Below are 24,767 nucleotides of genomic sequence, written 5' to 3' on the forward strand. Positions count from 1 at the left end.
GCTCCGCGCACGACCGTGTACTATCGGCTCTCGATGCGACGGTGACCCCCGGGCCGCCCGGGGCACGAGCCAGGAGGTCGGCCATGCCCGATTCCGGTCGGTTGAGCGATTTGGGCGAGCAGGGCTCGCGCGCGGTGATGGAGGCCGCCGCCGCGCTGGAGGGCGAGCTGGCCGCCGGCCTCGTCGACGCCAAGGCGGCCGGGGACCGGCTGGCCGACGAACACCGGGTCGACCAGGAGGAGTTCGACAAGCTGGTGCGCCGGGTGTCGGAGAACACCCACCAACTGATCGACGCCGTCAGCGCCCGGGTGCTCGGGAGCACCACCGGCGACGCCGCCGAGCAGACCCAGATGCTCACCACGAGCGCGCACGACATCGTCGACCTGCTGCTCAAGCTCAGCAGCCTCGCGCCCGGCCTGGCCAACCACGGGCTGGCCACCGCCTTCGGGCCGCCGCCGGCCGACGCCCAGGAGCCCGACGGCCGGCACGAGGGGTGACGCCGCCGCGGCTCACCGGGGGCGCCCCGCTGGTCGAACGGGTGCTGGACCGCTACCGGGAGCGCACGGTGGAAGCGCTGCTGCGGCACATCCCGGAGCAGAGCCCGCCGTACCTGTACGAGCTGGCTGCGGACTACCCGGGCCGGCCGTGCAAGGGCCTGCGCGCGGCACTCTGCCTCGCCACCTGCGTCGCCTTCGGCGGCGACCCGGCCCGCGCGCTCAACCCCGCCGTCACGGTCGAGCTGTTCCACAACGCCTTCCTGATCCACGACGACATCCAGGACGGCAGCGAGCTGCGCCGCGGCGAGCCGACCCTCCCGGCCGCGTACGGGGTCGAGGTGGCGCTCAACGTCGGCAACGCCACCAACCTGCTCGGCCTCCAGCGGCTGATGGCCAACCGGCGGGAGCTGGGCGGCGAACTGGCCTGGCGGCTGTTCGAGGAGACCGAGCTGATGTGCCGCCAGTCGCTGGAGGGGCAGGCGCTGGAGATCGCCTGGATCCGCGACAACGCGTGCGGGCTCGTCCCCGGCGACTACTACCGGATGTGCCTCAAGAAGACGTCCTGGTACACCTTCCTCTACCCGTGCCGCACCGGCCTGCTGGTCGCCGAGGGCGCCGCGACGGAGGCCAACCGCCTGGACCGGTTCGGCTGGTACCTCGGCGCGGCCTTCCAGATCCAGGACGACGTGCTCAACCTGGCCGGCACGGAGGCCGACTACGGCAAGGAGATCGCCGGCGACCTCTGGGAGGGCAAGCGCACCCTGATGCTGATCCACCTCCTGGAGCGCTGCACGACGGCCGAACGCGTCCGCATCGTCCGCTACTTGAGCCGAACCCGGGCACAGCGGGGGCCGGACGCCGCCGAGGACGTGCAGTGGCTGCTCGACCGGCTGGCGGCGTACGACTGCGTGGAGAGCGCGCGCCAGGCGGCGGCCGGGCTGGTCGAAGCCGCCGAGCGGGAGATCGACCGGGTGCTCGGGGCGGTCGACGACGAAGGGGGCCAGGAGGCGGACGAGGCGCGGGAGTTCCTCTTCGCGCTGCCGGGGTTCGTGGTCGAGCGCGGGCGCTGACACCCGACGTCGATACGAGCCCCTGCACGGCCTGCCGGCCTTCCTCAGGACGTTCGAGCGCCGGCGAGCGCCACGCAGAGCGTGATCGCCGGCGACTCCTCGGCCACCCGGTCCGAGCCGGCCGTCGGCCGACAGGCCCCAAAACTCTTGCGTGCCACGCAGTATTGCGTGGCACGCAATTTTCCACCAGAGTGTCTTGTATGACGAACGGTCAGCCAGGTTTGCGGGAGCGGAAGAAGGCCGCGACGCGGGACGCCCTGAGCTGGGCCGCATTGCGCCTGGCGGCGGAGCGGGGGCTGGAGAACGTCCGGGTGGAGGACATCGCGGCCGAGGCCGGGGTGTCGCCGCGGACGTACAACAACTACTTCTCCAGCAAGTCCGAGGCGATCCTGTTCCGGCACCGCGACCGCATCCACCGGATCGCGGAGGCCCTGCGGACACGCCCGGCCGGCGAACCGCTGTGGGAGGCGATGACGCAGGCCGTCCTGGCGCCCTTCGAGGGCGCGGTGGACCAGCCCGACCCGCGGTGGACCAGCGCGGTGCGGCTGCTGCTGCGCGAACCGTCGGTCTGGGCCGAGCTGACCCGGGCCGCCGCGGAGACGGAGGCCGGGCTCGTTGCCGCGGTGGCCGCCCGGACCGGCACCGACCCGGTCCGGGACCTCTACCCGAAGCTGGTCGCCGCCGCCGTGCTGTCGGCGCTCAGGGCTGCCACCGACCAGTGGCTGCACGCCGAACCGACCGTCCCGCTGCGGCCGTTGCTGATGGAGGCGCTGCGCCAGCTGGTGGCCGGCCTGCCCGACCCGTCGTCAACCATATGAACTGAGTTGCCACGAGGGGGAATTGTCATGACGAACGACGTCATCATCGCCGGCGCCGGCCCGAACGGGCTGATGCTGGCCGGCGAACTGGCCCTGGCCGGGGTCCGGCCGGTGGTCCTGGACCGGCTGCCCGAGCGCTCCCTGGAGCAGAAGGCCAACGGGCTGGTCGGCCAGGTGATCCAGCTGCTGGACCACCGCGGCCTGTACGAGCCGCTGAGCGGCCGGCCGGGCGCGCCGGAGCCGGTGCCCGCCTTCGTGTTCGGCGCCTTCCCGCTGCCCCTGCGGCAGCTCGACGCCAATCCGCTGCACGCCCTGCTGGTGCCGCAGCATCGGATCGAGGAGGTCCTGGGCGAGTGGGTGCGCGAGCTGGGTGTGACGGTGCGGCACGGGTGCGAGGTGCGGACGTTCACCCAGGACGACGCGGGGGTCACCGTCGAGGTGCACGGCCCGGACGGCATGGAGCGGCTGCGCGCCCGCTACCTGGTCGGCGCCGACGGCGGACGCAGCACCGTACGAAAGCTGGCGGGGATCGGATTCCCGGGCCATACCTCGTCCGATCCGGTCGCCCGCATCGCGCACGTGCTGCTGCCCGACGACGTCCGGGTCGACGAGACCGGCGCGGTCGTGCTGCCCGGCTGCCCGACACCGTTCCGGCCCTTCACCCACACCCGGACCGAGCACGGCGTGTTCGTCGTCTCACCGTTCGGCCCGGACGCCACGATGGTCGCCACGATGGAGTGGGGCGGCGACCCCGTCGACGAGTCGCAGCCGGCGACGCTGGACGAGCTGCGGGCGAGCGTCCGCCGGGTGACCGGCGCGGACGTGGCGCTAGCCCCGGCGCGCACGCCCGGCACGCACGTCGTACGCCGCCAGGTCGGCCAGAACACCCGCCTCGCCGAGCACTACCGACGGGGCCGCGTCCTGCTGGTCGGCGACGCCGCGCACGTGCACGCCGCCACCGGCGGCCCGGGCCTCAACCTCGGCCTGCAGGACGCGGCCAACCTCGGCTGGAAGCTGGCCGCCGAGCTCCAGGGCTGGGCCCCGCCCGGCCTGCTGGACAGCTACGAGCGCGAGCGTCACCCGATCGGCGAGCGGGTCTTCATGCACTCGCAGGCCCAGATGGCCCTGATGTCCCCCGGCCCGGCCGTCACCGCCCTGCGCACCCTGTTCGGCGAACTGCTGTCACACGAGGACAACCTCGCGCGGATCGCCGCGCTCATGGCGGGCAGCGACATCCGCTACGACACCGACTGCCCGCATCCGCTCGCCGGGCGCTTCGTGCCGGACCTCCCGCTGGTCACCGCCACCGGGCCGACCCGGCTCGCCGAGGCGGCGCGCGGCGCACGCCCGCTCCTGCTCGACCTCGACGGCAGGGGCGCCGAGCTCACCGACCTCGCGGCGGGCTGGAAGGACCGGGTGGACGTGGTCCCGGCCTCCTGCCCGGAACCGCCGGCCGGCGCCCTGCTGCTGCGCCCGGACGGCTACGTCGCCTGGGCGGCCGAGCCCGGCGAGGACGACCCGGAAGGGCTGGTGCGGGCGCTGCGTACCTGGTTCGGCGAGCCGGACGCGCTGAGTACCTTCGCGCAGCGGAACTGAGTACCCGTCCGCTGCCCGGCGCCCCGGACCGGCCGGAACCATGGTCCGCATGAGCGAAACGATGCGTCCGAGCTTCCCGACCAGGTCCGCCGGCAGGGGCTGGTGGAAGGCACCGCTGATCTCCAGCCTGGTGTGCATGGCTCTCCTGCCCCTGGCCATGGTCCTGCGCGGGTTCGCCGAGATGGCGACCGATCCGTGCAACGGGGCGGGCTCCTGCCCCGCCACGTATGCGCAGCTGCACTTCGCGGACGGCGCACTGCTCGCAGTGAAGGTGCTGCTCGCCCTCCAGTGGCCCGCCGCCTACCTGCTGCCCAAGGCGCGGGTGGCGATCTCGCTCGCCCCGGCGGCGGCGCTGGTGGTGGCCGTGTTCTCGATGCTCACCCTCCGTCCGGGGGCGTAGGTCGCACGGTCCTTCTGGACTGACGTGACGTCAACTATGGTCGTCGCCGGCGCGCTCCACGAGGGGCGCGTTTCCCGACACATGCGGAGTGGCTGTGCGATTCGGAATCATCGGTACCGGGATGGTCGGGCAGACGCTGGCGGACAAGCTGGTGTCGCTCGGCCACGAGGTGACGCTGGGCTCGCGGACCAAGGACAACGAGAAGGCGCTGGCCTGGGCCGGGCGGACGGGCCCGAACGGGCACTGCGGCACCTTCGCCGACGCGGCGGCCTTCGGCGAGGTGGTGTTCAACGCCACCGGCGGGACGGTCTCGGTGGCGGCGCTGCAGGCGGCCGGGGCGGAGCGGCTGGCCGGCAAGCTCCTGATCGACGTGTCCAACCCGCTGGTGTTCTCGCCGGAGGGCGAGCTGACCCTCGACCCGGTGAACACCGACAGCGTCGGCGAGCGGATCCAGCGCGAGTTCCCCGAGGCCCGCGTGGTGAAGGCGCTCAACACGGTGAACGCCGCCGTGATGGTCGAGCCGGGCAGGCTGTCCGGTGAGCACAACCTGTTCGTCGCCGGGAACGACGAGGACGCCAAGGCCGAGGTGATCGCGCTGCTGGGCGAGTTCGGCTGGCCGGCGGAGTGGATCATCGACCTCGGGGACATCACGGGCGCCCGGGCCACCGAGATGATGATGCCGTTCTGGCTGCGGCTCTACCGGCACTTCGGCTCCGGCGAGTTCAACTACGCGTTCAGGCGTCGCGCCTAACCGGAGCCGGCCCCCTCGGCCCCGCCTTCCACCCGTCGTTCGGGGAGGCCTGGCCGAGGGGCGACAATGGTCCGCATGTCCCGACGTCGTTCCGCGCCCCGCGCCGCCGCCCCCGCGCCCCGGCTGCTGCCCTCCTCCCCCTGCCCGTGCGGCCTGTCCGCCGCCTACGGCGACTGCTGCGGGCGGATGCACCGCGGCGCGGCGTCGGCCACCACCGCCGAGGCGCTGATGCGCTCCCGGTTCAGCGCCTTCGTCGCCCGGGACGAGGCGTACCTGCTGCGCACCTGGCACCCGGACACCCGGCCGGACTCGGTGGACTTCGACCCGGCGCTGCGCTGGACCCGGCTGGAGGTGGGAGGAACCACCGAGGGCGGCGCCTTCCACGCCGAGGGGACGGTCGCCTTCCGCGCCTACTGGAGCGAGGGCCGCGAGGAGGGGGTGCTCACCGAGCACAGCCGGTTCGTCCGGCACGAGGGCGCCTGGGTGTACCTCGACGCCCTCTCGCTCGGCTGAGCCCGGTCGCGCGCCCGGTCCTCGTGCGCGGTTCTCACAGGTAGTCGTCCAGGCGGGCGAGGGCGAAGCCCTGCGCGGTGACCTCGCTCACGACCTTGCGGAGCAGGTCCGGCATCGAGGCCTTCCAGATGTCGATGCCCCGGAAGTGGGTGAGGATGATGTCGCCCGGGTGCAGCTTCTGGTCGTCGTAGCGGTACTCCATGTGGTCCGGGAAGGCCTCCTCGTTCCACATCGGCACCCCCTCGATCCCGCAGGACGCGGCGGCCCGCAGCGTGTCGTCGTTGTACTCGCCGTACGGCGGGCGGAACAGCCGGGGGCGGACGCCGATCTGCTGCTCCAGCTGGTCCTGCTGGCGGCAGATCTCGTCGTGCTGGGTGTTGTAGTCGTGGATCTTCAGGTTCAGGTGGTTGATGGTGTGGTTGTTGATCTCCACGCCCTGGGCGTGCAGATCGCGGAAGTAGCCGTAGTTGTCGCGGGCGAGGTAGTCGGAGACGAAGGCGCTGAGCGGGATCCCGAGCTCCTCCGCCATCCGGTTGAACTCGGGGTCCTTCTCGGCGCCGTCGTCGACGGTCAGGAAGACCACCTTCTCGTCGGTGGGCACGCGGTACACCACCGGCGGGAGGCCGTCCCTGAGCTTCACGCCGGTCACCGCCCTCAGCTCGGGCTTGGTGGCCGGGCGCGGCGGCGCCTTGAGCGGCGACTGCTCCAGCCCCCAGCGGTGCACGGTCTCCAGTACGGCCCGGGCGGCGGTCTCCTGGCGGGCGGCGGCCTCACTGGTGGTCTCCTCCTCCTGGCGGGCGAGGCCGGGCAGCACCGGCGGCGCGACCCGCGGGCGGGCCACCCCGCCGTCGGCGGCGGGGGGCGCGGCGCTCGCGGCGGGTGCCGCCTTCTCCCCGGCGGGGTGTGTCGGCCCGGCGCAGCCGGCGACGACCGCGGCCAGGCAGACGGTGGCCAGCAGGCCGGTCCGCGCGACACTCGTGCGGTGACGGTGACTCCCCCTCAAACCCTCATTAATGTGCTTATCTGATGGTCCGTTCATAACGGCACTGCTCCCCCGCCCGGAACCCCCGCCAATCCCCCCATCACCCGTGCGGCGCAACGACCCGCCGCAGGCCTTGCACAACCTTTGCCCGGAGCCCCTGCCCGGGCCGTGCGGCCAGGCCCCCGAAAACCCCTTGCCGCCGGGTCCGTCGGCCGCCGATCATGCGCGCATGACGATCAGCACCGCACGCACCTCGGGCCTCTGGACCGTGGCACCCGACGGCGTGACCACCGGCGAGGCGCTGGCGCTGCTGCGCGACTACTACTACGACGTGGCCAACCGCTACTACCGCCTGCACCTCGACCGGGAGGGCACCCCCGAGGAGCTGGAGTCCGGCCTGGCCGACTCCCCCAGCGACGACCTCACCCCGCCCGACGGCCTCTTCCTCATAGGCCGCTACGACGGCGCCGCCCAGTCCTGCGCGGGCCTGCGCCGCCTCGAGGCCACCACGGTCGAGCTCACCCGCGTCTTCGTCCGCCCTACCGTCCGCGGCACCGGCGGCGGCGCCCACCTGCTCGCCGCCGTCGACACCGCCGCCCGCTCCCTCGGGGCCGACCGCATCGTCCTCGACACCCGCCTCGACCTCGTCGAGGCCCGCGCCCTCTACACCCGGCACGGCTACCACGAGATCCCGGCCTACAGCACCGGCCCCTACGGCCAGATCTGGTACGGCAAGGACCTCCCCACCCCCGGGCGATGACCCGTCAGCCGGTCACGCGGCCGACGTGGGCGGCTTCGGCCTACCGGGCCAGTGCGGCGTCCAGTTCGGCCACCGTGGGCGGGTTGGCGCCCGGTCGGGAGACGGTGAGGGCGGCGGCCGTCACGGCGTGGGTGAGGCAGGCGGGCAGCGGAGAGCCGGCGGCGCGGGCGTGCAGGAAGGCGGCCATGAAGGAGTCCCCGGCGCCGACGGTGTCCGCGACCGGCACCACGACGGCGGCAGCCTCCTCGCGGGTGCCGTCCGCGGTGAGCGCGAAGGCGCCCGCCGCACCCCGGGTGACGGCGACGACGGCCGGCCCGAGGGTGAGCCAGTGCCGGGCCACGGACTCCGGATCCTCGCCGGGGTACAGCCAGTCCAGGTCCTCGTCGCTCGCCTTGACGACCTCGCTCAGCGCCACGCACCGCTCGACCCGGCGGACGGCCCCGGTCCGCTCGCCCATCAGCGCGGGGCGCACGTTCGGGTCGTAGCTGACGCTCGCCCGCCCGCGCCACCGCTCCACGAGGTCCAGCACCGCCGCCGCGCCCGGCTCGGTGACGGCGGCGATCGAGCCGAGGTGCAGATGCCCCGGCGGACACGGGAGTTCGGCCGGCGGCAGGGTCCACCCGATGTCGAAGGCGTACTGCGCCCGCCCGTCGCAGTCCAGCTCGACGACGGCCGACGGCGTCCGCGCCACCTCGTCCGCCCGCACCGTCACCCCCGCCGACTCCAGGTGGGCCCGGATCAACCGCCCGTGCGCGTCGTCCCCGAGCTGGGTGAGCAGGGTCGCCGACCGCCCGAGCCGGGCCAGCCCGAACGCGACGTTCGCCGGGCTGCCGCCGGGGTGCACCCGGTCGGGGGCGCCGTCGGTGCGGACGACGTCGGCGACGCACTCGCCGATCACCAGAAAGCGCGGGGCGGGGCTGGTCACGGCGGCTCCTGGCGTCCGGTCGGGGCGGACCGCCAGCCTACGGGGTGCACGCGGGCATGAAGGACGGCCGCCGGACCTGGCCAGGTTCTCCGACGGCCGTGGCCTCGTCCGTCAGGGGACGAAGCCCTTCGACGTTATGACGGCGAGCGCCGCTTCGCCACCGCTGTCCTCCGTCCGGGGGATGCCGTCGTGTCGCGGAAACTCCCTGCGGGCCGTCAGCGCCGTCCGCTACGATCCGTACCCGGAACATCACCACGCCATCTGCCCCGAAGATCCAAAGATCCCAAGAACGGTGATCCCCCTGACCCGGACCCGTGCCGGCCTCGCCGTCGCGCTCGCGTTCAGCTCGGCGCTGCTGTCCGCCAGCACCCCCGAGGCCACCGCCTCGGACGGCCTGGGCGATCCGGTCTTCCCGTCGCTCGGCAACTCCGGCTACGACGCCCTCGCCTACGACCTCGCGTTCACCTACCGGCCCGACAGCCGCACCGTCTACGCCACTACGGTGATCACCGCACGCCCGTCCCGCGCCCTGGCGAGCCTGGAGCTGGACGCGCTCGGCCTGGACGTGCACACCGTCCGGGTGAACGGCCGCCCCGCCGCGTTCACCACGCACGACGAGAAGCTGACCGTCACCCCCGACCGGCCGCTGCGCCGGGGCATCACCGCGCAGGTGACGGTCGCCTACACGGCGGACCCGCGCGCCAGGCTCCCGCACACCGGCTGGGTCCCCACCTCGAACGGCTTCGCCGTCGCCGGCCAACCTGGCAGCGCGCACACTGTCTTCCCGTGCAACGACCACCCGAGCGACAAGGCCCGGTTCACCATCAGCGTCACCGCACCCGACGGCCTGCTGGGCGTCGCCAACGGGGAGCTGACGGCCACCGAGCCGCTCGGCGACGGCCGCACGACCCGGCGCTACGAGTCCCGCGAGCCGATGGCCACCGAGCTCGTGCAGGTCTCCGTCGGCGACTACACCGTGCGCGAGCGCCCCGGCCCACATGGCCTGCCGCTGCGCGACGTCGTGCCGACCGCGCGCGCCGCCGACCTGGAACCGGCACTGGCTCTGACCGCCGACCAGCTGGCCTGGGCCGAGCAGCACCTCGGGCGGTTCCCCTTCGAGGCGTACGGGATCCTGCCGGCCGACACCGACGATCCGGACGCGTTCGGCTTCACCGGCCTGGAGACCCAGACCCTGACGCTCTACAAGCCGAACTTCCTGCGCCAGCCGGAACCGGCGATCGGCTCGCACATGATGCACGAGCTGGTCCACTCCTGGTTCGGCGACAGCGTCTCCCCCGCCACCTGGGCGGACCTGTGGCTCAACGAAGGCCACGCCGACTTCTACGGCCTGATGTACCGCTACGAGCGCGGCTGGCCCGACGCGTTCGGCTACACGACCCTCGTCGACCGCATGCGCTACGTGTACGGCCTGGGCGACCAGTGGCGGCACACCGTCGGGCCGGTCGCCGCACCCACCGCGGCGAACCTGTTCGACAGCCAGCGCTACACCGGCGGCGCGCTGGTGCTGTTCGCGCTGCGCGAGCGGGTCGGCGCGGGCACCTTCGACGCGATCGAACGCACCTTCCTGCGACAGCACCGGTACGGCAACGCGACCACGGCCGACTACATCCGCACCGCCTCCGAGGTCTCCGGGCAGGACCTGACCGGCTTCCTCAGCGACTGGCTGTACGGGCTGCGCACCCCGCCGATGCCCGGCCACCCGGACTGGACGGTCGGGCCGCTCACCCCACCCGTGCCGCCCGCCGCCCGCGGCCTCGGCGGACCGCCCGACCACGGCTCCGGGACGCTCTGACCGCCGGCCCGTCCGCCCCGGGCGCGCCTGTGCCGTGCGTCCGGGCGCCCCGGCCGCGCCCCTGTGCCGAGCGGCCCGCAGGAGCATCGTGGTGGCCACGGCCCGCCTGCCGCCCGGCCGAGTCCCGGCCGGCTCGCGGGCCGTCCAACTGCTCCGGAAGACGCCGCGTCGCTCCGGAGGCAACCCGTGGTGAGCCGGCCGGCCGCGCCGGACCGGGCGGCGTTGTCAGTCCCCCCTGCTAACGTCCTGATCACCTACCGAATTCGCGTACGGACAAAGGGGGATGACCATGGGTGTCACGCGTGAGGAGCTGCGGCAGGCCGGGACCGAGGTGTACGACCGGTGGACGGCGATGTGGAACGGCGAGCTCGCGCTCGCCGAGGAGATCATGGCGCCGGACTTCACGCTGCGCTATGCGCAGGCGGGCACGGAGGCGTTCGACGAGGTGCGCACGCCGGGCCGGCTGGCGGAGGTCATCGCGCAGTGGCACGCCGGGCGGACGGAACTGCGGTTCGAGGCCGAGGGCGTGCCGGTGGTGGACCTGGAGCCGGTCGGCGGGTCGTGGTCGGGCCTGGTGGCCCGGCCGTACCGGGCGACCTTCGCGGACGCCGAAGGGGCTCCGGTGGTCCGAAGCGGGACGGACACCCTGCGGATCGTCGACGGGCTGATAACCGAGGTGTGGTCGGTCTCCTCCGGCGCCCACGGGCGGTCGTTCTACCGCTCGTGACACGGCCCCCGGGGCGTGGGGGCCGTGTCGGGCGGCCTGCGGTCAGTACCGCAGGACCGCCGCGATGCGGCCGCGGACGGCGAGTTCGCCCTCGGGGACGAACTGCACCCGGGCGCCGGTGTCGAGGGCACGCTCGACGATCTCGTCGACCATGTCCTCACGGACGTCGGGCTCGTCGGCCTCGGCGGGGACGAGGTGGTTGTCCGCCACACGGACGAGCTGCCAGTAGTCCTCCTCCACCACGACCAGGGTGGCCCGGCCCTCGACGACGGTCTGCCAGACCTCGTCGATGCCGGCCGCCAGCCCCTTGATGCCCTGGGCCTGGTCGAGGCGCTCGTGGAGTTCGGTGACGGCCTTGCGGCCCTGCTCGGCCACGGTCGGCCGGACGGCCTCGGCGACCGCGGCGGCGGAGGCGTGGCCGAGCCCGCCGCGCGGGACCTGGGCCGCGGCGCGCTTGGCCGTGGTGCCGACGTCGTCGAGCAGCGCGATCGCGGCGGCCTCGCCGAGCACGTAGAGCGGGCGGTTGTCGGCCTCCAGGACGGCGGCCAGGGCGGTGTCGGCCGAACGCAGGAAGCGGCGGGTCTCCTCGTCGGTGAAGGTGCTGGGCACGTTCCCGATCCGCTCCTGGCGCTCGACGTCCCAGTCCGGCCCGACCTGGTCGAGCGGGAGGCCGTTCCCGCTGTGCTCCACCAGCCGCGTCCCGGTGCCGCTGAACAGCGCGACCCGGTCGGCGGCGACGGTGAGCACCCAGTAGGGGGCGCCGGCGGTGAAGGCGGAGACCAGATTGCGGGTCAGAAAGGTCTCGGCGACGACGACCCGGGCGGGCACCGGGCGTGGCAGCGACCACACCTGGTGCTCACCGGGGGCCGCGTAGATCACCAGGCCGTCCTCGGCGTGCACGAGGTCGACCTCGGCGAGCGCACGGTCCAGTTGCTCGGCCACGTCCAGCCGGTCGGCCCGGCTGACCGCGTCGTCGGCTTGCAGGCGGTTCTTCGCCTCCGCGACGAGGTTGCGCAGGCGCACCGGGTCCTGGGTGTTGTCGGGCTCGCTGCGGTGGGTGGGCAGTACGACGGAGACTGCCGGGTAGCGCCGGGGGCGGCGCAGCTCGGCGAGGACGGCTGGCGTGAGGTCGGCTGCGTGCATCGGGTGCCCTTCGGGTCGGGATCCTTCGTGGTCGGCGAACCCGGCCGGGCGCGACAAGATCGCCCGTTTCGCCGGATTCGTTCCCCGACCCTCCCCATCCCACCGCTCTCCTAAGCCCCTCACCACCGGAACGCCCGGGCGCTCGCCGCCCGTGGGTCCGGCCGGCGGCCGTAACCCGGGCGGCAGAGCGTCGTTAGCTCGGGCATGAAGAAGCGCAGCATGCTTGCCGTCGCCTCGCTCGCCGTGGGCGTCGTGGCCTCGCTCACCGCGCCGAGTGCGCACGCCAGTGCCGTCGGTGGGCAGGACGGCCTGCCAGGCCCGCTCGGGACGGCGGCCGACCTGGCGCCGGGCCAGGTCGGAGACGCGGGCGGGGTGGTCGGGCAGGCGACGGGGCACGTGACCGGGCCGGCGGACGGACTGGTCGGGCTCGCTCCGGCGTAGGGCCGGGCCCCGGGCGCGGCTCAGGAGAGCGGCGCGCCGATGTCCTGGGTCCAGTAGATGCCCGCCGGGCCGGTGGCGACGCCGACACCGACGTCCTTGAAGCCGCAGTTCAGCATGTTGGACTGGTGGATGCCGCCGTCCATCCAGCGGGAGACGACGGTGGCCGGGTTGCTCGGGCCGCGGTCGAGGTTCTCGCCCCACTGCGACCAGCGGTAGCCGGCGGCGGTCAGCCGGGCGTCGGGGTGGACGCCGTCGGGGTTGACGTGGTCGAAGAAGCTGCGGGCCACCATGTCGTCGGAGTGCTTCTGGGCGGCGGTGTGCAGCTTCGGGTCGATCCGCAGCGGGGCGCAGCCGGCCTTGGCGCGTTCGGCGTTGACGAGGTCGACGAGCTGACGCTCCAGGCTGGGCGCGGCGCTCGGCCGGGTCGCGGTGGGTGACGGGGTGGGCGTCGGCGTCTCGGTGGGGGTCTCCGTCGGGGTAGGCGTCTCCGTCGGGGTGGGCGTGGGCACGGGCATCGGCGCGAGGGTGACCGGGGCCGGTGCGGCGAGCGCGGTGGCCATCGGGGTGTCGAGGGCGGCGGCCGGGGTGGTCGGCTCGGGCGCGGCCTCCCGCGACGGTTCGGCGTGTTGCGGCCAGACCAGGGCGAGGGTTGCCACGGCTACCACCGCCGCCGCGCCGCTCACCAGGACGGCCTTCTTCGCGGTGAACCCGGACCAGCCGCCGTGCGAACCGCCCCCGGCGGCACCGGAGGCGCCCGGGGAGGTGGCGCCTGAGCCAGCGGCGCCCGAGGATCCGGCTCCCGAAGTGGCTCCCGAGCCGGTTGCTCCCGAGGCACCAGTGGCTCCCGAGGAGGCACCCGAGGCACCGGCGGCGCCCGAAGACGCGGCGGCTCCGGGGGTGACGGCGGCCGCGGCGAGCTTGAAGTGGAGCAGCGCGGGCGAGTCCAACGGGATCGGCACCAGCGCCAGCCCGGCCAGCAGCCCCTCGGCCGGGAAGAGGTCGCGCCCGAGCCGGTCGCAGTTGGCGCAGGTGCGGATGTGCCGGGCTATTCGCTTGCGCCAGACCGAGTTCGGTGTGCCGTCGAAGCCGACGGTGACGTCGGCCAGCCCCGGGCAGCGCGGGTAGGCGCCGAGGGCCCGGACGACCATGCGGCCGGCCTCCAGCTGCTTCTTCATCCGCTGGACCCGGACGGCGGTGTGCTGCGGGCTCAGGTCGAGGCTCTCGGCGAGTTCGGCGCGGGTGAGGTCGCCGCTGGCCTCCAGCCACCAGAGGGAGAGCAGTTCGCGGTCGTCCGGGTCGAGCCACCGGGTGGCCTCGGCGACCTCGCGGCGCTGACCGGAGAGGCCGAGGCGCAGGATCGTCAGGTCGGTGAAGTCGGCCCTGGGGTCGGCGACTTCCCAGGTCTCGTCGAGGCCGCCGACGGTCGGCTGCTGCTGGCCGATGGTGTGCCGGCGACGGACCTGGTTCATGGTGATCGCGACCAGCCAGGAGCGGAACGACTCAGGTTCGCGCAGCCCATCGAGGCCGTCCAGGGCGCGGATCATGGTCTCCTGGGCGACGTCGTCGACGTCGGCGTGGCCGCCCAGCGCGCGCCCGGCGACGTTGTAGACGAGCGGCATCCAGGTGGCGACCAGCGCCTCCTGGGCCTGCCGGTCGCCCGCCTGGGCTGCCCGGACCAGGGTCGTCCCGGTCCTGTTCTGCACGTCAGCGTTCTGCACGTCAGCGTTCATGGTCCGCACTCCGTCTTGCCGTGTTTCCGTCCACCGCTGCCTCATGGGAGACCTCTGGGGAGTGATCAGATAACAGCAATTTCTGCGGAATCGGAAAACGGGCAGGTGGGCACCGCTCTCCGGTCAGGCCGGAGCGGCGAAGACCTGGGTCCACCAGGGGCCGCCGGAACCGGTCCGGACGCCGACGCCGAGCTGCTTGAAGGCGCAGTTCAGGATGTTGGCACGGTGGCCGGGGCTGTTCATCCAGGCGTCCATCACGGCGGCCGGGTCCTTCTGGCCGCGGGCGATGTTCTCGCCCCAGGTGCTCCAGCTGTAGCCGGCGGCCTCGATCCGGTGGTCGGCGTGGTAGCCCTCGGGGCTGGCGTGGTCGAAGTAGTTGCGGTTGGCCATGTCGTCGCTGTGCTCCTGGGCGGCGGAGGCCAGCCGGGGCTCGGCGGCGACCGGACCGCAGCCGGCCTTGGCCCGTTCGGCGTTGACCAGGTCGACGACCTGCTGCGCGGACGAGGGGGCCGCGCCGCCGCCCGGCGGGACGGGCGCGGGGGCGGTGGCGGCGGCACCGGAGGTGCGCTGCGAGGCGGTGGGGGTGGCGGAGGGCTTGGCGGTCGGGCTCGGCTTCGTCGTGGCGGTCGAGGTCGGGGTGGCGGTCGCGGAGGCGGAGGCGGAGGCACTGGCGGTGGGCGTGGGCGACGGGGTCGCCGAGTCGGTCGCGGCCATGTTGACGGGCACCGGGACAGCCGGCAGGGCGGTGGGGTTGACGCCGCCGGCCCCGGGGACCTGGATGCCCTCGTGCGTCCCGACCTCGGCGGCGATCATCGCCTCCAGGGCCGCCGTCTGCCCGGAATCCCGGTCGGTCTGCTTGCCGCCGTAGGCCGCGTACCCGGCGCCGGCCAGGGCGGCGAGTATGCCCGTTCCGGCCACCGCGGCGACCACCGCCGACATCGGGCCGAAAGGCCTGCGCCTTCGGGCCCGCCGACCGTGCCCGCCGTGGCTTTCGGCGTGCCGCTCGGCAGCGCGCCGGGCGGCACGCCCACCGGCACGCCCACCGGCGCGGTCGGCCGCTCCGGCCGCCGGGAGAATGGTCGTCCTGTCTTCGCTGTTCACCTGGCCACGCTTTCTGTCGGGTCGGCGGTCGGGTGCCGACACCTGGGAGACCTCCAGGCGCGGCGCCGATAACAGAAAGTCCGAACGAATGTCCGGCGGGCCGTTCGCGAGCCGTTCGCAGTCCCCGAATGGGGCCTGACTGATGCCGCGTCAGGTGGCGTCCGGGGCCATGTCGTAGGTGACGAGCATCGTCCGGGTGGCGACTTGGTCGTACTTGCTGCGGGCCCGGTGGTTGTCGTCCGCGGTGATCCAGCGGACGGTGTTCCAGCCGCGCTGGGCGGCGATCGCCCGCAGCCGGGCCAGCAGCGCGTCGACGGCACCGGCGCCGCGCGCGTCCGGCGCCACGAACAGGTCGTCCAGGAACCCTGCGACCGCACCGTGCAGCGGGCGGACGAACGGGCGGTAGTGGGCCAGGCCGACCGGCGTGCCGTCGCCGTCGCGGACCAGCAGGCCCTCCAGTTCGTGATCCGGGCGGGTGAGCCAGGACCACACCAGCTCGGCCTTCTCCTCCGGCATCGGCACCCGTTGGAACTCGCAGTAGCCGGCGAAGAGTTCACGCCAGGCCGGGTAGTCGGACCGCTCCGGCGCGCCGACGCTCCAGTGGGTCGTGGTGGTCAACTCGGTCTCCTTCCTCGGGCGCCCGGCGGTGCCGGGCCGCGATGTGGCGTCAGCATGACGGGCCCGTCGGCCCGGCGCCGATCTCCGCGACGGCCAAGAAGTCCGGCCCTCGCACTCCACACCGGCGCTGTCCGCAGCGCAGCCGCCGTGCGGGAGCGGGCGCGGTCACGGATCCTGGACGGGCGCACCCGCTTCCCGAGGAGAGCCCCCATGGCGCTGCGGCACCTGGCCCTGACCTCCCGCGCCGTCGCGGCCGAGCCCGGCCGGCGGGCCAAGATCGCGCTGCTCGCCGACTGCCTGCGCGAGCTGGGCCCGACCGAGGCCCCGGCGGCGGTGGCCCTGCTGTCGGGCGAGTCGCAGCGGCTGCGCACCGGGATCGGCCCGGCGAGCCTGCGCGACCTGCCGCCGCCCGCCGCCGAGCCCGTCGAACGCCCGCTCGGAGTCCGGGAGGCGGAGCGGGAGCTGGAACGGATCGCCGAGGTGCACGGCGCCGGGGCACAGGCCGAGCGGCGGCGGCTGCTCACCGGGCTGTTCGCCCGGGCGACCGGCGTCGAGCAGGCGTTCCTGCGGGCCGTGCTGGTCGGCGAGCTGCGCCAGGGCGCACTGGACGCGGTGGTCGCCGACGCCGTCGCGCACGCGGCCGGGGTGCCGGCGGCGGCGGTGCGCCGGGCGCTGATGTTCCGCGGCTCGGCCCGCGCGGTGGCCGAGGCGGCGCTCACCGGCGGGGTCCCGGCGCTGGCCGCGTTCCGGCTGGAGGTGGGCCGCGCCGTCCGGCCGATGCTGGCCGCCGCCGCGCCCGACGTGGCCTCGGCACTGGAGCGCACCGGCCCGGCAGCGCTGGAGTGGAAGCTCGACGGCATCCGCGTCCAGGTGCACCGGGACGGCCAGGACGTCGCGGTGTTCACCCGGAGCCTGGACGACATCACCGCGCGCGTCCCCGAGGTCGCCGAGGCGGCACTCGCGCTGCCGCTGCGCTCGGCGGTGCTGGACGGCGAGGCGATCGCATTCGGAGCCGACGGCCGCCCGCGCCCCTTCCAGGAGACCGCCGCCCGCACCGCCTCCCGGCGGGACCCGGCCCGGCTGCGCGCCGAAGTCCCCCTCAACGCCTACTTCTTCGACCTGCTGCACCGGGACGGCGAGGACCTCGTGGACCGCCCCGGCCGGGAACGCTGGGCAGCGCTGGCCGACGCGGTGCCACCCGGCCTGCGGGTGGCGCACACCGAGACCGGGGACCGCGACGAGGCGCTGGCCTTCTTCCGCGAGACGCTGGCGCTCGGCCACGAGGGCGTGCTCGTCAAGGACCCGGCGGCCGGGTACGGGGCCGGGCGGCGCGGCGCCGGCTGGATCAAGGTGAAGCCCCGCCACACCCTGGACCTGGTGGTGCTGGCCGCCGAGTGGGGCAGCGGCCGGCGGCGCGGATACCTCAGCAACCTGCACCTGGGCGCCCGGGCGGCCGGCGAGCCCGGGCTCGGCCCGTGGGTGATGCTCGGCAAGACCTTCAAGGGCCTCACCGACGAGACGCTCGCCTGGCAGACCGCCGAACTCCTCGCCCGGGAGACCGGCCGGGACTCCTGGACCGTGCGGGTACGGCCGGAACTCGTCGTCGAGATCGCCTTCGACGGCGTCCAGCGCAGCCCCCGCTACCCGGCCGGGCTGGCGCTGCGCTTCGCCCGGGTGGTGCGCTACCGGCCGGACAAGAACGCCGCCGAGGCCGACACCGTCGCCGCCGTCCGGGAGATCGCCGCCGCCGAGGGTCTGTGAGCCGAGCCTTCTTGACGAGCTGATGTCAGCTCAAACCTCTTACACCCGAAGGTGGTTGCCGCGACGCAGCGAATCGGCCAATCTACGCAATCCCGTCAACGCACCCTCCGTATGCGGCGAAACGCCGGTTAGGTTGGCATTGACAACGAGAGGTGTCGCCGGAGGATCCGGCGCCCCACTGGTGAGAGGTGCCGCCCATGCAGGTGAGCGTCGACCGGGACCGCTGTTGCAGCTCCGGCCTGTGTGCCACGAACGCTCCGGAGATCTTCGACCAGGACGACCGGGACAGCCTGGTGAGACTCCGTCAGACCGTGTTCCTTCCAAGCCAGTTCGCCGATCTGAGACTCGCCGCCGAGCTCTGCCCGAGCGGCGCGATCACCGTCACCGAGGACATCGGGACCACCCCCACCCAGGAGACCGACACCGCCCGCTGACGACGCGAGGAGAACCCCACCTTGACGAGCACGCCCACCGCCCCCGCCGTCCCGCTGCCCGCCCCGCACGACATGCGCTGCCCGTTCAGCCCGCCGCCCGCCTACACCGAGGCCGCGCGCACGTCCTCCGTCACCCGCGCCGAACTGCCGGACGGCTCGCCCTGCTGGCTGGTGACCGGCTACCCCGAGGTGCGCACCGTGCTGTCCGACCGCCGGTTCAGCGCCGACGCCCGCCACCCCGCCTTCCCGCTCTTCACGCCCGGCCGGCGCGAGCTCTTCGCCAGGAACCCGAGCTTCATCCGGCTCGACGACCCCGAGCACGCCCGGCTGCGCCGCATGGTCACCGGGGACTTCCTGGTCAAGCGGGTCGAGGCGATGCGCCCCGGCATCCAGCAGATCGTGGACGACGCCCTCGACCGGATGACCGACGGCACCACCGAGGCCGACCTGGTCGCCGCCTTCGCGCTGCCCGTCCCGTCACTGGTGATCTGCCTGCTGCTCGGCGTCCCGTACGAGGACCGGGAGATGTTCCAGCGCCTCAGCCGGACACTGCTCAACAACACCAGCGGGGTCGACGAGGTCGCCAAGGCCCAGCAGGAGCTCCAGGACTACCTCGGCGGGCTCGCCGCCCACAAGAAGGAGCACCCGGCCGAGGACATCCTGAGCCGGCTCGCCGCCCGCGACGACCTCACGCTGCAGGAGATCGCCTCGACCGGCATCCTGCTGCTGATCGCCGGGCACGAGACCACCGCCAACATGATCGGGCTCTCCACCGTCCTGCTGCTCGACCGGCCCGACCAGGTCGCGAAGCTCGCCGACCCGGCCGCGCTGCCCGGCGCGGTCGAGGAGCTGCTGCGCCACACCACCATCGTCCAGACCGGCCTCCCCCGGGTGGCGGTCGAGGACGTCGAGCTGGAGGGCACCCTGATCAGGGCCGGGGAGGGGGTCTTCGCAATGCTTTCCACCGCCAACCGGGACGAGCGGATGTTCGGCGCCGACGGCCGGCTGCCCGCCGACGAGGTCGACCTCGACCGGGACGCCCGGCGCCACCTCGCCTTCGGCTTCGGCGTGCACCAGTGCCTCGGCCAGCCGCTGGCCCGGGCCGAGCTGCAGATCGCCCTCGCCACCCTGTTCCGCCGGCTGCCCGGACTGCGGCTGGCCGCGCCCAGGAGCGAGCTGGTGTTCCGCGACGACACCGTCGTCTACGGACTGAAGTCACTGCCCGTCACCTGGTAACGGTCGGGACGCGGGCCGGCGACCCGGCTGGCCACCGCGCCGGGCCGGGGGCAGGCTGGAAGGGCGAAGGACAGACCCGGCCTGCCGCGCCCCGCGCGGGCGCGCTCGGACCGGCCGAGGAGACGGAGCCCGCGATGACCGACATGAGCGCACGGTCCGAGGTGAGCACCGAGAGCGACGAGGACGTCCGCGCCGCGGACCCGGAGGAGGGCATCACCTCGATGCAGAACCTGCACGCGCAGGACGAGTCCCGGGCAGAGGGCGAACCCATGCAGGACGAACCCGGCAAGAGCAAGTGACCGTCGGTACCCGATGAGGCCGCCCGGAGGAGCCGGGCGGCCTCCGCTACCGCAGGCGTCGCCGCCCGACCGGCGGCGGACCGGCGGGGAAGGATAGGCGCATGACCGAGCAGAATCAGGGCGGACGGCAGGCCCGACCGCCCGGGGACCCGCGCACGTCGTGGGCGACCTGGACCACGCAGTCGATCATCAGCGGGCCGGGCGGCGTCACCACCGCCGAGGTCGGCCCCATCTCCGGCGACCTCACCGTGCACACCACCTGGGTGGACGGCGAGGTCCGCCTGACCGTCCAGTACACCGGCGCGCTGGACTGGTACACGGTGTCCGGCAGCCCCGTCCCGGCGGCGGACGAGACCACCGCACGGGCGATCCACCAGGCGATGGTGAACGGCGTCAAGACCGGCCGCGGCGCCTCCGCACCTTCGGTGGAAGGCTGACGGCGCCGGAGGGCCCGGTGAACGGCTCCTCGGTGGAGGGCTCCTCGCCTGAGGGTTCGAGGACCTCGCCCACGACCGCCGGCGCCGCCGCGGCCCAGTAGGCGGGGTCCGCCGGGCGGCGCCGGCGCAGGTCCTTGCGGACCGCGCGGGCCAGCCTGCCGGTGTCGCGCCGGTTGAGCGTGGCGCCGACGCCCGCGCCCACCAGCAGCGGGGTGACCGAGGGCAGGCGGCGCAGCGAACTGCGGGTGAGCCGGCGGCGGACCTGCCGGCGCGCCCGCGCGCCGAGCAGCAGCGCGGCAAGGCCGGCGGGGCGGGCCAGCAGGGTGGCGTCGACGTTGTCGATGCCGTCGATGCCCCGGCGGTCGGCCCAGGCGCCGAGGTAGGCGGTGGCCCGCTGGGTGGCGCTCCCGGCGGCCGGGATGCCGTAGACCTCGTGCAGCTCGGCGATCAGCTTGATCTCCACGGCCGCCACCGCGAGCGTCTCGGCCGCGATCTCCACCGGCATCGCGGGCGGCACCGGCAGCATCGCCGCCGCACCGACGCCCGCGCCGAGCGCGGCGGAGGCCCGGGTCGCGCCGGCGACCAGCCGGTCAGCCAGCTGCTCGGGCTCGGCGGCACCGGGGTGCTGGGCGCGCAGCGCGGCGAGGCCGCGGACCGGGATCCGCGGGGCGGCCTGCACCAGCTGCTCGGTGAGCGCGCGGCCGCCGTACACGGCGCCCTTCGCGGCGGCCCGGCCGCCGGTGCCGAGCCGCCGCGCCGTGCTCGCGACCAGGGCCCGGCCGCGACCGCGCTCGGCGCGGTACTCGGCGGCCTCGCGCTCGCCGGTGGGCCGCTCGGCCTCCTCCACCAGGTCGGCGAGCTGTTCGGCCAGGCGCTCGGGATTGGGGTTGATCTCCGGGCGCCCGTGGCGTCTGGGTTTGCGGAAGATTGCCACAAACGTCCGGTACCCGGTCCGGACGGGCGCTAGACGGGTGCTAGTCGGTGAGCTGCCGGTCGGTGATCTCGACTCCGCGCCAGAACGCCACTCGGCCGCGCACGTGCTCGGCCTCGGGCTTCGGGTCGTCGTAGTACCAGGCCGCGTCGGGGTTGGTCTGCCCGTTCACGTGCAGCGTGTAGTAGGAGGCCGTGCCCTTCCAGCCGCAGACGGTCGTGGTGTCGGACGGGCGCAGGTACTCGCCGCGCACCGAGTCCGCCGGGAAGTAGTGGTTGCCCTCGACGACGGTGGTGTCATCGCTCTCGGCGATGACCGTGCCCTGCCAGCTCGCTGTGGTCATGCCCCGATTCTCGGGGGCGCGGCCGGCTCGGGGGAAGTGCCCGGCAGGGGCGGCAGCCTCAGGGAAGCGGCTGGGCGTGCACCGGGTAGTTCGGTGTCTGGTGGCCGCCGGTGGCCAGCATCCGGACCTCGCCGGCGTCGCTGATCTCGGCCCGGACGATACCGCTGTCGTCCTCGTACACCGGGTGGCCGCCGGGACCGGTCGTGCTGGTGCGGGTGACCACGACGACGTCCTGCGGCGCGTGGGCGCCGGGAGTCCCGGGGAAGGTGAGCGCGTAACGGTTGGGCGGGTTCATCACCGACCTCCTGGTCCCTGCCTGCGGCCCGACCGGATGGCGGCGGGCCTACGCCGTGGCCTCTGCGACACGGGCGGGTGCACCGCGGACCTCCAGTTCGGCGAGCAGCCGGGCGGTCGCCTCGGCGACGGCGTCCACGGCCCGGTCGAAGGCCTCGCGGTTGTGCGCGGCCGGGGCGCGGAAGCCGGACACCTTCCGGACGTACTGCAGCGCGGCTGCGCGGAAGTCATCCTCGTCGGCGTCGAGGGTCACGGGCGGGCGCAGCGTCTTGATGTTGCGGCACATGCCCCCAGTTTCGCGCGCGGACGGCCCACTGGCGAGCCACGGCCTTCGCCGCCCCGCCGTGAACCGCCCCACGGGCGCGTCATCCGGACGGACGGGAATGCCGGGCGAACGCATTCGCGGTGCTGGCATGGGCAGCCGACCGGCTTCGGCCGGAGGGCGCGCGCCCGTGCCGGTGCCGGTCGGCGAGCGCCCCGGGAGGCCGCAGCGCGCTAGCCGATGGGCTCGATGTCGCGGTGGGCGTCCGCCAGCAGCTGGTAGCCCGCGCCGTTGAGCTTGATCCCGGCGCGCTCGTCCTCGGACAGCTCCCGGCGGACCTTCGCCGGCACGCCCGCGACCAGCGAGCCGGGCGGGACCTGCATGCCCTGCGGCACGACGGCGCCCGCCGCGACCAGCGAACCGGCGCCGATCCGGGCTCCGTTGAGCACCGTGGCGTTCATCCCGACCAGGGCGTCGTCCTCGACGGTGCAGCCGTGCAGCACCGCGTTGTGCCCGACCGAGATCCGCTCGCCGACCACCAACGGGAAGCCGGGGTCGGCGTGCAGGGTGCAGTTGTCCTGTATGTTGCTGGCCGCGCCGACCGTGATCGACTCGGCGTCGCCGCGCAGCACCGCGCCGTACCAGACGCTCGCCCCGGCGGCGACCGTCACGTCCCCCACCACGACGGCGCCCGGCGCGACGAAGGCGCCCGGGTCGACGGCGGGCACCTTGCCCCCGACTGCGGCGATCAGCGGCTCTGCCATGTCTCGTCCTCCTGCTGACGGTCGGCTGTCATGTCGCCGGTCAGCGTAGGACGTCGGGGGCGCGGTGCGACGGGCAGGTCGGACGGGTCAGGCCGCCGGGGCCTTGGTGCGCAGGATCTCGATGAAGGCGCGCAGCCATGCCGGGTGGTCGGGCCAGGCGCGGGCCGAGACGACCGTTCCGTCGACGATCGCCTCCCCGTCGACGAACTCGGCGCCCGCCGCCTTCACGTCCGGGGCCAGGGCCGGGTAGGCGGAGCTTCGGCGTCCGGACAGGACGCCCGCGGCGGCGCTGATCAGCGGGCCGTGGCAGATCTGGGCGACCGGCTTGTCGTCCGCGAAGAAGTGCCGGACGATGCGCTGCACGTCCGGGTCGTTGCGCAGGTACTCGGGGGCGCGGCCGCCGGGGATCACGAGTGCCACGTAGTCGGCCGGGTCGACGTCGGCGAAGGCGAGGTCGGCGGGCCAGGTGTAGCCGGGCTTCTCGGTGTAGGTGTCGTAGCCGTCGGCGAAGTCGTGCACGACGAACTGGAGGCGCTTCTTCGTCGGCGCCGCGATGTCGACCTGGTAGCCCTCCTCGCGCAGCCGCTGGTAGGGGTAGAACACCTCCAGCGACTCGGCGGCGTCCCCGGTGACGAGCAGGATCTTCGATGTCATCGCCGACATCCCTCCATGTGATCGATCGTCGGACATGGTGCGAACGCGGATCGATGGCGATCTCGCCGGCGTCCGGTCGCGGGCCCGGTCCAACCTCCCGCACCCGCCGGGCCGTTCGCAACAGGGCGCACCGGGTGAGTCGCAGCGCGTGAGCGCTCTCGTGCGCCTGCAATGGGCCGTGCACGCCGGGTCGTCGTCGTCCTAGACTCCTGCTGCCCGCGATCGGCCGTCCGAAGGAGTCCCATGCCGGACCGCACCACCTACCTCGTTCTGCCCGGTTACCAGAACTCGGGGCCCGAGCACTGGCAGACCCGGTGGGAGGAGGCCGAGCCGGAGGCCTTCCGGCGGGTGCAGCAGGCCGACTGGGACCACCCGGAGCCCGCGGACTGGGTGGCCCGGGTCGACTCCGCGGTGGCCGAGGCCGCCGCCGAGGGGCCGGTGGTGCTGGTCGCGCACAGCCTCGGCTGCATCGCGGTGGCCCGATGGGTGGCCGGCGCGTCCGCCGAGCGGACCGGCGCCGTCCGGGGCGCGCTGCTGGTCGCGCCCGCGGACATCGACACCGCCGACGTTCCGGAGCTCGTCGGCTTCCGCCCGGTGGCCCTGGCGGAGTTCCCGTTCCCGACGGTGGTCGTCTCCAGCACCGACGACCCGTGGGTGACCCCCGAGCGGGCCCGGCTGTTCGCCGAGTCCTGGGGTGCCCGGTACGTCGAGCCCGGCGCGTACGGGCACATCAACTCCGGCTCGGGGCTGGGAGACTGGCCGGAGGGCCGGAAGCTCCTCGCCGAGCTCTGACACGTTCGACGACACGTTCGACGACGGGTTCGACGACACATTCGACAACGCCTTCGACCGGGGGGACGACGGGGGATGCCGGGAACGTACATGCCGAGGGCACGGCGCTGGCTCGTGCGGCTGCTCGCGGGCGCGGGGGTGGCCGCCGTGCTGCTGTACACCGAGGGCCAGTGGGAGAGCCGCTCCGGCGGGCTGATGCTGGTCGCCGACCTGCTCAACCAGCCGGAGTTACTGCTCGGGGCGGCGCTGGCCGCGATGATCGCCGCCGCCTGGCTGGCCGACCGCCGCACCGCCGTGCGGACCGCCACCCGGGCGGTCACGGTCACCGCCGGGGTGGTGTTCCTGCTCGGCGTGCTCGCCGTGCACAAGGTCTCGGCGGCGGAGACGCGCAGCCGCGAGACCGCCCCGGCCCGGCCGGAGCTCGCCCTCGTCGTGGTGCACCGCTCCTACGAGACCGGGCCGCAGGCGGGCGAGCACTGGCAGGTGCTGCTGGAGACCGGCACGGGCTGGTCCGCGCGCCGCTGGACACTGGCCGACATCGGCCGCGGCCCGGACGACGGGCGGCTGCTGCAGGCGAGTTGGACGGGGCGGGACCGGATCACCATCGTCACGGACGCCCACCAACGGGTGTTCACCCTCGACCCGGACACCGGCGAACCGATGGAGGCGCGGTAG

General features: G+C 74.1%; 30 protein-coding genes. 18 read left to right on the forward strand and 12 right to left on the reverse strand.

Features of this window, described 5'->3' with window-relative positions:
- Positions 1-83: 83 nt before the first annotated feature.
- The 7 genes from F7Q99_RS00760 to F7Q99_RS00790 all read left to right on the forward strand — a co-directional run bounded on the left by F7Q99_RS00760 (position 84) and on the right by F7Q99_RS00790 (position 5,645).
- Positions 84-497: a hypothetical protein gene (locus tag F7Q99_RS00760; RefSeq protein WP_153459600.1), complete on the forward strand. Its 414-nt coding sequence runs from the start codon at positions 84-86 to the stop codon at positions 495-497.
- Positions 494-1,567 carry a polyprenyl synthetase family protein gene (locus F7Q99_RS00765; protein WP_326846110.1) on the forward strand — a complete coding sequence of 358 codons (1,074 nt, stop codon included), beginning with the start codon at positions 494-496 and terminating at the stop codon, positions 1,565-1,567. Before F7Q99_RS00760 ends, F7Q99_RS00765 begins: the two co-directional genes overlap by 4 nt.
- A gap of 200 nt (positions 1,568-1,767) precedes the next feature.
- Positions 1,768-2,385, forward strand: a complete 618-nt coding sequence (locus F7Q99_RS00770) for an acyl-CoA-like ligand-binding transcription factor (protein ID WP_153459601.1) — start codon at positions 1,768-1,770, stop codon at positions 2,383-2,385.
- 27 nt (positions 2,386-2,412) lie between these two features.
- Positions 2,413-3,981, forward strand: coding sequence for an FAD-dependent monooxygenase (locus F7Q99_RS00775; protein WP_153459602.1), 1,569 nt, complete (start codon positions 2,413-2,415; stop codon positions 3,979-3,981).
- 49 nt (positions 3,982-4,030) lie between these two features.
- Positions 4,031-4,381 (forward strand): hypothetical protein, encoded by a 351-nt coding sequence (locus tag F7Q99_RS00780; RefSeq protein WP_153459603.1) that lies wholly within the window; start codon positions 4,031-4,033, stop codon positions 4,379-4,381.
- Between the two features lie 94 nt (positions 4,382-4,475).
- Positions 4,476-5,132: an NADPH-dependent F420 reductase gene (locus F7Q99_RS00785; protein WP_326846111.1), complete on the forward strand. Its 657-nt coding sequence runs from the start codon at positions 4,476-4,478 to the stop codon at positions 5,130-5,132.
- A 75-nt stretch (positions 5,133-5,207) separates the two neighbouring features.
- Positions 5,208-5,645, forward strand: a complete 438-nt coding sequence (locus F7Q99_RS00790; protein ID WP_153459604.1) for a YchJ family protein — start codon at positions 5,208-5,210, stop codon at positions 5,643-5,645.
- A gap of 34 nt (positions 5,646-5,679) precedes the next feature.
- Here the strand turns inward: F7Q99_RS00790 and F7Q99_RS00795 are convergent, their stop codons facing one another.
- A complete protein-coding gene (locus F7Q99_RS00795; RefSeq protein WP_230210120.1) occupies positions 5,680-6,648 on the reverse strand; it encodes a polysaccharide deacetylase family protein in 969 nt (322 codons plus the stop codon).
- A gap of 208 nt (positions 6,649-6,856) precedes the next feature.
- On the opposite strand from F7Q99_RS00795, the gene F7Q99_RS00800 reads away from it, so the two are divergent.
- Positions 6,857-7,387: a GNAT family N-acetyltransferase gene (locus tag F7Q99_RS00800; RefSeq protein ID WP_153459606.1), complete on the forward strand. Its 531-nt coding sequence runs from the start codon at positions 6,857-6,859 to the stop codon at positions 7,385-7,387.
- Between the two features lie 40 nt (positions 7,388-7,427).
- Here the strand turns inward: F7Q99_RS00800 and F7Q99_RS00805 are convergent, their stop codons facing one another.
- A complete protein-coding gene (locus F7Q99_RS00805; protein WP_326846112.1) occupies positions 7,428-8,312 on the reverse strand; it encodes a carbohydrate kinase family protein in 885 nt (294 codons plus the stop codon).
- Positions 8,313-8,604: 292 nt separating this feature from the next.
- On the opposite strand from F7Q99_RS00805, the gene F7Q99_RS00810 reads away from it, so the two are divergent.
- Together F7Q99_RS00810 and F7Q99_RS00815 are read left to right on the forward strand one after the other, a co-directional pair.
- Complete coding sequence (locus F7Q99_RS00810; protein ID WP_326846113.1) at positions 8,605-10,125, forward strand: M1 family metallopeptidase; 1,521 nt, start codon at positions 8,605-8,607, stop codon at positions 10,123-10,125.
- A 289-nt stretch (positions 10,126-10,414) separates the two neighbouring features.
- Positions 10,415-10,852 (forward strand): nuclear transport factor 2 family protein, encoded by a 438-nt coding sequence (locus tag F7Q99_RS00815; RefSeq protein WP_230210121.1) that lies wholly within the window; start codon positions 10,415-10,417, stop codon positions 10,850-10,852.
- A gap of 42 nt (positions 10,853-10,894) precedes the next feature.
- Here F7Q99_RS00815 and F7Q99_RS00820 read toward each other — a convergent pair whose 3' ends face one another.
- The gene (locus F7Q99_RS00820) at positions 10,895-11,995 is read right to left on the reverse strand and encodes a baeRF3 domain-containing protein (protein ID WP_153459610.1); all 1,101 of its coding nucleotides are present in this window, start codon (positions 11,993-11,995) and stop codon (positions 10,895-10,897) included.
- A 204-nt stretch (positions 11,996-12,199) separates the two neighbouring features.
- On the opposite strand from F7Q99_RS00820, the gene F7Q99_RS00825 reads away from it, so the two are divergent.
- Positions 12,200-12,436, forward strand: a complete 237-nt coding sequence (locus F7Q99_RS00825; protein ID WP_153459611.1) for a hypothetical protein — start codon at positions 12,200-12,202, stop codon at positions 12,434-12,436.
- A gap of 20 nt (positions 12,437-12,456) precedes the next feature.
- Here F7Q99_RS00825 and F7Q99_RS00830 read toward each other — a convergent pair whose 3' ends face one another.
- The 3 genes from F7Q99_RS00830 to F7Q99_RS00840 form a co-directional block, all read right to left on the reverse strand.
- Positions 12,457-14,166: a sigma-70 family RNA polymerase sigma factor gene (locus F7Q99_RS00830; RefSeq protein ID WP_153459612.1), complete on the reverse strand. Its 1,710-nt coding sequence runs from the start codon at positions 14,164-14,166 to the stop codon at positions 12,457-12,459.
- A gap of 123 nt (positions 14,167-14,289) precedes the next feature.
- Positions 14,290-15,105: a CAP domain-containing protein gene (locus tag F7Q99_RS42415; RefSeq protein ID WP_153459613.1), complete on the reverse strand. Its 816-nt coding sequence runs from the start codon at positions 15,103-15,105 to the stop codon at positions 14,290-14,292.
- Positions 15,106-15,417: 312 nt separating this feature from the next.
- Positions 15,418-15,885: a GNAT family N-acetyltransferase gene (locus F7Q99_RS00840; protein WP_230210122.1), complete on the reverse strand. Its 468-nt coding sequence runs from the start codon at positions 15,883-15,885 to the stop codon at positions 15,418-15,420.
- Between the two features lie 210 nt (positions 15,886-16,095).
- On the opposite strand from F7Q99_RS00840, the gene F7Q99_RS00845 reads away from it, so the two are divergent.
- The 5 genes from F7Q99_RS00845 (at position 16,096) to F7Q99_RS00865 (ending at position 20,052) form a co-directional block, all read left to right on the forward strand.
- The gene (locus tag F7Q99_RS00845) at positions 16,096-17,646 is read left to right on the forward strand and encodes an ATP-dependent DNA ligase (RefSeq protein WP_153459614.1); all 1,551 of its coding nucleotides are present in this window, start codon (positions 16,096-16,098) and stop codon (positions 17,644-17,646) included.
- A 197-nt stretch (positions 17,647-17,843) separates the two neighbouring features.
- Complete coding sequence (locus F7Q99_RS00850) at positions 17,844-18,080, forward strand: ferredoxin (protein ID WP_153459615.1); 237 nt, start codon at positions 17,844-17,846, stop codon at positions 18,078-18,080.
- Between the two features lie 21 nt (positions 18,081-18,101).
- Complete coding sequence (locus F7Q99_RS00855; RefSeq protein ID WP_407697725.1) at positions 18,102-19,316, forward strand: cytochrome P450; 1,215 nt, start codon at positions 18,102-18,104, stop codon at positions 19,314-19,316.
- Between the two features lie 134 nt (positions 19,317-19,450).
- On the forward strand, positions 19,451-19,615 hold the full coding sequence (locus F7Q99_RS00860) for a hypothetical protein (RefSeq protein WP_153459616.1): 165 nt from the start codon (positions 19,451-19,453) through the stop codon (positions 19,613-19,615).
- Positions 19,616-19,716: 101 nt separating this feature from the next.
- The gene (locus F7Q99_RS00865) at positions 19,717-20,052 is read left to right on the forward strand and encodes a hypothetical protein (RefSeq protein WP_153459617.1); all 336 of its coding nucleotides are present in this window, start codon (positions 19,717-19,719) and stop codon (positions 20,050-20,052) included.
- Here F7Q99_RS00865 and F7Q99_RS00870 read toward each other — a convergent pair.
- The 6 genes from F7Q99_RS00870 to F7Q99_RS00895 form a co-directional block, all read right to left on the reverse strand.
- The gene (locus tag F7Q99_RS00870) at positions 20,009-20,986 is read right to left on the reverse strand and encodes a hypothetical protein (protein ID WP_195910965.1); all 978 of its coding nucleotides are present in this window, start codon (positions 20,984-20,986) and stop codon (positions 20,009-20,011) included. The two genes, F7Q99_RS00865 and F7Q99_RS00870, sit on opposite strands and share 44 nt — an antisense overlap.
- A gap of 40 nt (positions 20,987-21,026) precedes the next feature.
- Entirely contained in the window at positions 21,027-21,326 is a 300-nt protein-coding gene (locus F7Q99_RS00875; protein WP_153459618.1) for a DUF427 domain-containing protein, read from the reverse strand.
- A 58-nt stretch (positions 21,327-21,384) separates the two neighbouring features.
- Positions 21,385-21,621: a DUF6296 family protein gene (locus tag F7Q99_RS00880; RefSeq protein ID WP_153459619.1), complete on the reverse strand. Its 237-nt coding sequence runs from the start codon at positions 21,619-21,621 to the stop codon at positions 21,385-21,387.
- 48 nt (positions 21,622-21,669) lie between these two features.
- The gene (locus F7Q99_RS00885) at positions 21,670-21,906 is read right to left on the reverse strand and encodes a DUF2277 domain-containing protein (protein ID WP_153459620.1); all 237 of its coding nucleotides are present in this window, start codon (positions 21,904-21,906) and stop codon (positions 21,670-21,672) included.
- Positions 21,907-22,115: 209 nt separating this feature from the next.
- Complete coding sequence (locus tag F7Q99_RS00890; protein ID WP_153459621.1) at positions 22,116-22,646, reverse strand: gamma carbonic anhydrase family protein; 531 nt, start codon at positions 22,644-22,646, stop codon at positions 22,116-22,118.
- 87 nt (positions 22,647-22,733) lie between these two features.
- Entirely contained in the window at positions 22,734-23,300 is a 567-nt protein-coding gene (locus tag F7Q99_RS00895) for a DJ-1/PfpI family protein (RefSeq protein ID WP_153459622.1), read from the reverse strand.
- A 243-nt stretch (positions 23,301-23,543) separates the two neighbouring features.
- Here F7Q99_RS00895 and F7Q99_RS00900 point away from each other — a divergent pair, with 243 nt between their 5' ends.
- Positions 23,544-24,092: an RBBP9/YdeN family alpha/beta hydrolase gene (locus tag F7Q99_RS00900; protein WP_153459623.1), complete on the forward strand. Its 549-nt coding sequence runs from the start codon at positions 23,544-23,546 to the stop codon at positions 24,090-24,092.
- A 90-nt stretch (positions 24,093-24,182) separates the two neighbouring features.
- The gene (locus F7Q99_RS00905) at positions 24,183-24,767 is read left to right on the forward strand and encodes a hypothetical protein (protein WP_153459624.1); all 585 of its coding nucleotides are present in this window, start codon (positions 24,183-24,185) and stop codon (positions 24,765-24,767) included.

It is taken from the genome of Streptomyces kaniharaensis (assembly GCF_009569385.1).
GTDB classification, from domain to species: Bacteria; Actinomycetota; Actinomycetes; order Streptomycetales; family Streptomycetaceae; genus Kitasatospora; species Kitasatospora kaniharaensis.